The organism is Phenylobacterium sp. (genome assembly GCF_044372605.1).
Lineage (GTDB): Bacteria > Pseudomonadota > Alphaproteobacteria > Caulobacterales > Caulobacteraceae > Phenylobacterium.
This window is the reverse complement of the sequence record NZ_JBILRO010000201.1, coordinates 1-6,478: the sequence shown is the minus strand read 5'-3', so window position 1 is coordinate 6,478 and position 6,478 is coordinate 1. Positions and strand designations below refer to the sequence as shown.

Genomic DNA, 6,478 nt, shown 5'->3' with positions numbered 1-6,478 from the left:
GCGTAAGGACCGGCCGATGTTCGACCGTCCCCGCGTGTTCTCTGTTCATCCCATGGATGTCCTTAAAGATAGTGAATCCGCCACTGGAGGGCCCTTGACCAATCCATCACCCACCACCACCCCCCGCCTCGACGCCCTGGGCCTGTCGCCGGATCGGCCCCTCGTGCTGATCGATGTGGACGAGGTGCTGGGCCTGTTCATGCAGGGTTTCGGCGACTTCGTGGCGACCCGGGGGCTGGAGATGCGGGTCGATAAATTCGCGCTGTTCCAGAACATCTACCGCCCCGGCGAGCGCCAGCACATCGACGCGGTCGAGGGCAAGGCGCTGTTCGACACATTCTTCGCGGGCCATTGCGACCAGATGGAACCCGCGCCAGGCGCCATCGATGCGCTGAACCGGCTGTCAGCCCATGCCGAATTGCTGATCCTCTCCAATGCGCCGGCCCCTGCCGAACGCCTGCGCACGAACTGGCTTCGCAAACATGGCCTGAAGCATCCGCTAATCCTCAACTCCGGACCCAAGGGGCCGATCGCGGCTGGCCTCATCGCCCAGACCCTGCACCCTACGGCCTTTGTGGACGACCTCTTGGGCAACCTCGATTCGGTGGCCGACCACGCGCCGGAGACAGCGACTTTCCAGCACGTCGCCGACCTGCGACTGCGCGGGTTTGCGCCAACCTCGGACCGCCATCAGCGGATCGACGACTGGGAAGAGCTGGGCGCGGCCATAGAGCATGCGGTGCGGCGATAGGTGAAAAGCACCGACCTGCCGCCAAAAATGTGCACTTACCAGCGTTCGAGGCGCCCACTAATTGTCTCAACGGTTTGTGCGGAATAAGGACACCGGCATGATCAAGCGGCGAGACCTCATCACGTCCGGAGCCTTCGCGTTTTCGGCCGCCGGGATGGCGCAAGCCACGCCTGCGGCTGCGGCCCAAGCCTCCCCGCTCGTAGGCGCCTGGGCGCTGGCAAAGGCCGTGACTGTCGGCGCAGATGGTAAGCCGGGGCTCTGGATGAGCCGAACGCCTCCCTATAGCGGCCTGATAATGTACGGCCCCACCGGGCTTATGTCGGTCCAGATGGCCTCGGCGCGCGCCAAGAAACCCCGCGATGTGGATTTTGCCAAGCTGCCGGCGGATGAGCAGGTGGTCTATCTGCAGTCCTACTACGGGTACTATGGACGTTACGTCTTCGATTCAGCCGAGTCGGTGGTTACGCACGAAGTCGTCTCATCTCTGGATCCAAGCGAGATAGGCGCCGTGCTCCGACGGCGCGTCCGGCTCGAGGGTGATACGGTGACACTGACAACCATCACCAATGGCCCGACCCACAACGAACTGACCTGGAAGCGAGTCTCCACTCTGCCTTAGCACCGCTACGCTCGCGCCGGTTTATGGCGACGAGCCCCCGCGTCAATCCAACCAAATTCCGCTACACCTGTCCTATGATCCGTATCGGCGTGGACATCGGCGGGACCAAGATCGAGGCCGCGGCGCTGGACGCGCTGGGTCGCTTTAACGCGCGTGTGCGAGTCCCCACGCCGCCCGCCTACGAGGACCGTCTTGACGCTACCCGAACCGCGGTGCTGGAAGCCGAGCGTCAGGCGGGTGTGCTTACTGCGCGCATCGGCGTCGGCGGGCCGGGATCTCCCTCTCCCGTCACCGGCCTCATGCGCAACTCCAACTCGACGGTGCTGAACGACAAGCCGTTTCCGGCAGACCTCGAAAGGGTCCTGGGGCGACCGATCCGCTACGCCAATGATGCCAACTGCCTGGCGCTGTCCGAGGCGACAGACGGCGCAGCGGCGGGCGCGGGCGTGGTCTTCGGTGTCATCATCGGCACAGGCTGCGGCGCCGGGATCGCCGTTGGCGCTCAGCCGGTTCCAGGTCGCAATCTGATCGCCGGCGAGTGGGGTCACACTCCCCTGCCCTGGCCACGGCCCGATGAGCTGCCAGGACCGTCCTGCTGGTGCGGCCGGCGCAACTGCCTGGAACTCTGGCTCAGCGGCACAGGTTTCGCCCGCGAGGCGGGACAATCCGCCGAGGCCGCCGTCGCCGCCGGAAACAACGACGCCATTGACCGCTACATTGACCGTCTGAGCCGCAGCCTCGCGGTCGTCGTGGATATCCTCGACCCTGACATCATCGTGCTGGGCGGCGGGATGTCCAATATCGAGCAGCTCTACGCCGACCTGCCCGCCGCCATCGCCCCGCATGTCTTCTCCGATGTGTTCACAACGCCGGTGGTGAAGGCCCTGCATGGCGACTCATCCGGCGTGCGCGGCGCGGCCTGGCTCTGGCCGCTGGAGCCCGGGGGATGAAGGCCTTCTGCCGCGACTGCTTCTGGACCGGCGAGGACGCCGTCCGGCGCTGCCCGACCTGCGCCTCGCCCAGGATTGTCGCCCACCCGGAGCTGGGCGACCTGACCATCGCCCACATGGACTGCGACGCCTTCTACGCTTCGGTGGAAAAGCGCGACCGGCCCGAACTTCGGGACGTGCCGGTCATCGTGGGCGGCGGCCAGCGCGGGGTGGTGACCACCTGCTGCTACATCGCCCGCATCAAGGGCGTGCGCTCGGCCATGCCGATGTTCAAGGCGCTGGCGGCCTGCCCCGAAGCTGTGGTGATCAAGCCGGACTTCACGAAATACCGCGCCGAAAGCAAACGCATCCTCGGCATGGCCTCGGAACTCACGCCCCTGATCCAGAACCTGTCGCTGGACGAGGCCTGGATGGATCTCTCGGGCACTGATCGCCTGCATGGCGCACCGCCGGCGATCACGCTGGCCCGGCTGCAGGCTCGGGTCGAGGCCGAGGTGGGGATCACCGTCTCCATCGGTCTCGCCCCCAACAAGTTTCTGGCCAAGATCGCCTCGGAACTGGACAAGCCACGCGGCTTCTCCGTGCTCGGCGCCGAGGCTAAAGCCTTTCTGGCCGGCAAGCCGGTGCGGATCCTGCCCGGCGTGGGCCCGGCGACGGTGGCCAGCCTGGAGAAGGCCGGCTTCCGCACCGTCGGCGATCTGGCGCGGGCGGATCGCAAGGCGCTGGCCGACCGCTGGGGCGCGCAGGGTCTGCGGCTCTTTGATCTGGCCCATGGGCGCGATGCGCGCGCCGTCAATCCGAACGAGGCGCGCAAGGCGATCAGCTGCGAGACCACCTTCAATGCCGATCTCAGCCGCATCGAGGACCTGGAGGACCAGCTGTCCCCCCTCTGCGAACGGGTGGCCCGTCAGGCGCGGGCGGCGTCTGTGGCCGGGCGGGTGGTCACCCTCAAGCTGCGCGGCACGGACTTCAGGATCGTCACCCGCCGCCGCACGCTCGCCATCCCCACCCAGACGGCCCACACCCTGTTCCAGGTCGGCCGCGAGCTGCTGGCCGCCGAGGCTGTCGGCAAGCCCTGGCGCCTGATCGGGATCGGGATCGCCGATCTGGTGGATGAGGAGGCCGCGCCCGACGACTTCTTCGCTGGCGATGAGCGCAAGGCGCTCGCCAGCGAACGCTCGCTCGACGTCCTGCGGGCGCGGTTCGGCGCGGACGTCGTCACCTCCGCCCGGAACCTCCGGACCAGGGCTTCGCGCGACAAGGGCTGACCATACCCCATGCTCAAATTCAGGCGAATGGCGCCAGAAACGTCACAAAGACGATTCAACCCTTCCAAAAGTCGCGATCTTCCATATCTAATCGAACTCCGGGGCGTACCTCTCGGGGCAGGAGACAGTTCACATGAGCGAGCGGAAGGAAGGTGATACGGACACCGGCGTTCGCTCGACGGTGATCACCCAGACCAAGCCCAAGGTCCAGAAACCGGCCATGTACCGGGTTCTTATCCTGAACGACGATTACACGCCGATGGAGTTCGTCGTGTACGTGCTCGAGCAGTTCTTCAACAAGTCGCGCGAAGATGCGACTCGGATAATGCTCCATGTCCATCAACACGGCGTGGGGGTCTGCGGAATATTCACCTACGAAGTCGCCGAAACGAAAGTCGCGCAGGTGGTCGATGCGGCTCGCCGTCATCAACACCCCCTTCAGTGCACAATGGAAAAGGACTAGGGGCATTTGCCTTCATTTTCCCGCCAACTCGAAGAATCCCTCCACCGCGCGGTGGCTTACGCGAACCAGCGAAAGCACGAGTACGCGACGCTGGAGCACCTGCTCCTCAGTCTGATCGATGACGAGGACGCCACCGGGGTGATGCGCGCCTGTGAGGTCGAGCTTCCGGCGCTCCGCACCACGCTCACCAACTATGTGGACAATGAGCTGAAGTCCCTGATCGTCGACGACGGCGAGGACGCCAAGCCCACCGCCGGCTTCCAGCGCGTGATCCAGCGCGCGGTCATCCACGTGCAGTCTTCCGGCCGTGAGGAAGTCACCGGCGCCAATGTGCTGGTCGCCATCTTCTCCGAGCGCGAGAGCCACGCCGCCTACTTCCTGCAGGAGCAGGACATGACCCGCTACGATGCGGTCAACTACATCGCCCACGGCATCGCCAAGAAGGCCGGCGCCAGCGAGGCCAAGCCCGTCAAGGGTGCCGAGGAAGAGGACACCAAGCCCGCCGCCAAGACCGCTGGCGAGGCGCTGGAAGCCTACTGCGTCAACCTCAACGAGAAGGCCAAGCAGGGCAAGGTCGACCCGCTGATCGGGCGCATGTCCGAGGTCGAGCGCTGCATCCAGATCCTGTGCCGCCGCACCAAGAACAACCCGCTGCTGGTGGGCGACCCCGGCGTCGGCAAGACCGCCATCGCCGAAGGCCTGGCTCGCAAGATCATCAACAAGCAGGTGCCGGAAGTCCTGGCCGGCGCCACCATCTTCTCGCTCGACATGGGCGCGCTGCTGGCCGGCACCCGCTACCGCGGCGACTTCGAGGAGCGCATCAAGCAGGTCGTCAAGGAACTCGAGAACCACCCCGACGCGGTGCTGTTCATCGACGAGATCCACACCGTCATCGGCGCCGGCGCCACCTCGGGCGGGGCCATGGATGCGTCAAACCTGCTGAAGCCGGCGCTGGCCTCCGGGTCGCTGCGCTGCATGGGCTCGACCACCTACAAGGAGTTCCGCCAGCACTTCGAAAAGGACCGCGCCCTGGTGCGCCGGTTCCAGAAGATCGACGTGAACGAGCCGACCATCGAGGACACCATCAAGATCCTCAAGGGCCTGAAGATCTACTACGAGGAGTTCCACAAGCTCCGCTACACCAACGACGCCATCAAGGCGGCCGTCGAGCTGTCGGCCAAGTACATCAACGATCGCAAGCTGCCCGACAAGGCCATCGACATAATCGATGAGGCCGGCGCCTCGCAGATGCTGGTGCCGGAAGGCAAGCGCAAGAAGATCATCGGCCTGAAGGAGGTCGAGGCCGTCGTCGCCAAGATCGCCCGGATCCCGCCAAAGTCGGTGTCCAAGTCCGACACCGAGTCCCTCAAGCAGCTGGAAGCCGATCTGAAGCGCGCCGTCTACGGCCAGGAAGACGCCATCGACCAGCTGTCGTCGGCCATGAAGATGGCCCGCGCCGGCCTGCGCGACGCCAACAAGCCCATCGGCAGCTACCTGTTCTCCGGCCCCACCGGCACCGGCAAGACCGAAACCGCCCGCCAGCTGGCCTCCACCCTGGGCATCGAGCTCCTGCGCTTCGACATGAGCGAATATATGGAGCGCCACACCGTCAGCCGCCTGATCGGGGCGCCTCCCGGCTATGTGGGCTTCGACCAGGGCGGCCTGCTTACAGACGCCGTCGACCAGCACCCGCACTCGGTGGTGCTGCTGGACGAAATCGAGAAGGCCCACCCGGATGTCTACAACATCCTCCTTCAGGTCATGGATCACGGCCAGCTGACCGACTCGAACGGCAAGAAGATCGACTTCCGCAACGTGGTCCTGATCATGACCACCAACGCCGGCGCCTCCGATGCCCAGCGCAACGCCATCGGCTTCGGCCGCGGCAAGCAGGAAGGCGAGGTCGAGGAAGCCCTCAAGCGCGTCTTCACGCCGGAATTCCGCAACCGCCTCGATGCCGTGGTGCCCTTCAAGCCGCTGACACCGGAAATCATCCGCCAGGTGGTCCACAAGTTCGTCATGCAGCTGGAAGCCCAGCTGGCCGACCGCCACGTCACCATCGAGACCTCGGAAGACGCCGCCGACTGGCTGGCCAAGAACGGCTTCGACGAACTCTACGGCGCCCGCCCGCTCGCCCGCGTCATCCAGGAGCACATCAAGAAGCCCCTGGCCGACGAGATCCTCTTCGGACGCCTGGTCAAGGGCGGCCACGTCAAGGTGGTGCTCCGCGACGGCAAACTCGCCTTCGACGTCGAGGGCGACGAGCGTGAAAAAGGCGCCCCGGTCATCGAAAGCCCCGCTGAACCCGAACTGGCGGACTGACCGACCCTACCTCCCCCGCGCCTGGAGGCCCCGCTCGATACGAGGTTGAAGGCAAAGGCGGCGCCATCAGGCCTTCGCCCCTTGTGGGAGAAGGTGGGCCGCGCA

At 65.5% G+C, this 6,478-nt stretch carries 6 protein-coding genes; all 6 read left to right on the top strand.

Annotation, left to right across the window (positions count from 1 at the left end; genetic code table 11):
• The first annotated feature begins 94 nt into the window (after positions 1-94).
• On the top strand, positions 95-751 hold the full coding sequence (locus tag ACIQ42_RS14380; RefSeq protein ID WP_397422949.1) for a hypothetical protein: 657 nt from the start codon (positions 95-97) through the stop codon (positions 749-751).
• Between the two features lie 97 nt (positions 752-848).
• Complete coding sequence (locus ACIQ42_RS14375) at positions 849-1,370, top strand: lipocalin-like domain-containing protein (RefSeq protein WP_397422948.1); 522 nt, start codon at positions 849-851, stop codon at positions 1,368-1,370.
• A gap of 74 nt (positions 1,371-1,444) precedes the next feature.
• Complete coding sequence (locus ACIQ42_RS14370) at positions 1,445-2,320, top strand: ROK family protein (RefSeq protein ID WP_397422947.1); 876 nt, start codon at positions 1,445-1,447, stop codon at positions 2,318-2,320.
• On the top strand, positions 2,317-3,588 hold the full coding sequence (locus ACIQ42_RS14365; protein WP_397422946.1) for a DNA polymerase IV: 1,272 nt from the start codon (positions 2,317-2,319) through the stop codon (positions 3,586-3,588). The genes ACIQ42_RS14370 and ACIQ42_RS14365 overlap by 4 nt, the downstream gene beginning before the upstream one ends.
• 133 nt (positions 3,589-3,721) lie before the next feature.
• Positions 3,722-4,051 (top strand): ATP-dependent Clp protease adapter ClpS, encoded by a 330-nt coding sequence (clpS, locus tag ACIQ42_RS14360; RefSeq protein WP_397404748.1) that lies wholly within the window; start codon positions 3,722-3,724, stop codon positions 4,049-4,051.
• Positions 4,052-4,057: 6 nt separating this feature from the next.
• Positions 4,058-6,373, top strand: a complete 2,316-nt coding sequence (gene clpA, locus ACIQ42_RS14355; RefSeq protein WP_397404750.1) for an ATP-dependent Clp protease ATP-binding subunit ClpA — start codon at positions 4,058-4,060, stop codon at positions 6,371-6,373.
• Positions 6,374-6,478: the final 105 nt, after the last annotated feature.

Coding starts and splice junctions, on each gene's coding strand:
- clpS (WP_397404748.1), top strand. CDS start 3,722: ATGAGCGAGCGGAAGGAAGGTGATACGGACACCGGCGTTCGCTCGACG.
- ACIQ42_RS14365 (WP_397422946.1), top strand. CDS start 2,317: ATGAAGGCCTTCTGCCGCGACTGCTTCTGGACCGGCGAGGACGCCGTC.
- ACIQ42_RS14370 (WP_397422947.1), top strand. CDS start 1,445: ATGATCCGTATCGGCGTGGACATCGGCGGGACCAAGATCGAGGCCGCG.
- ACIQ42_RS14375 (WP_397422948.1), top strand. CDS start 849: ATGATCAAGCGGCGAGACCTCATCACGTCCGGAGCCTTCGCGTTTTCG.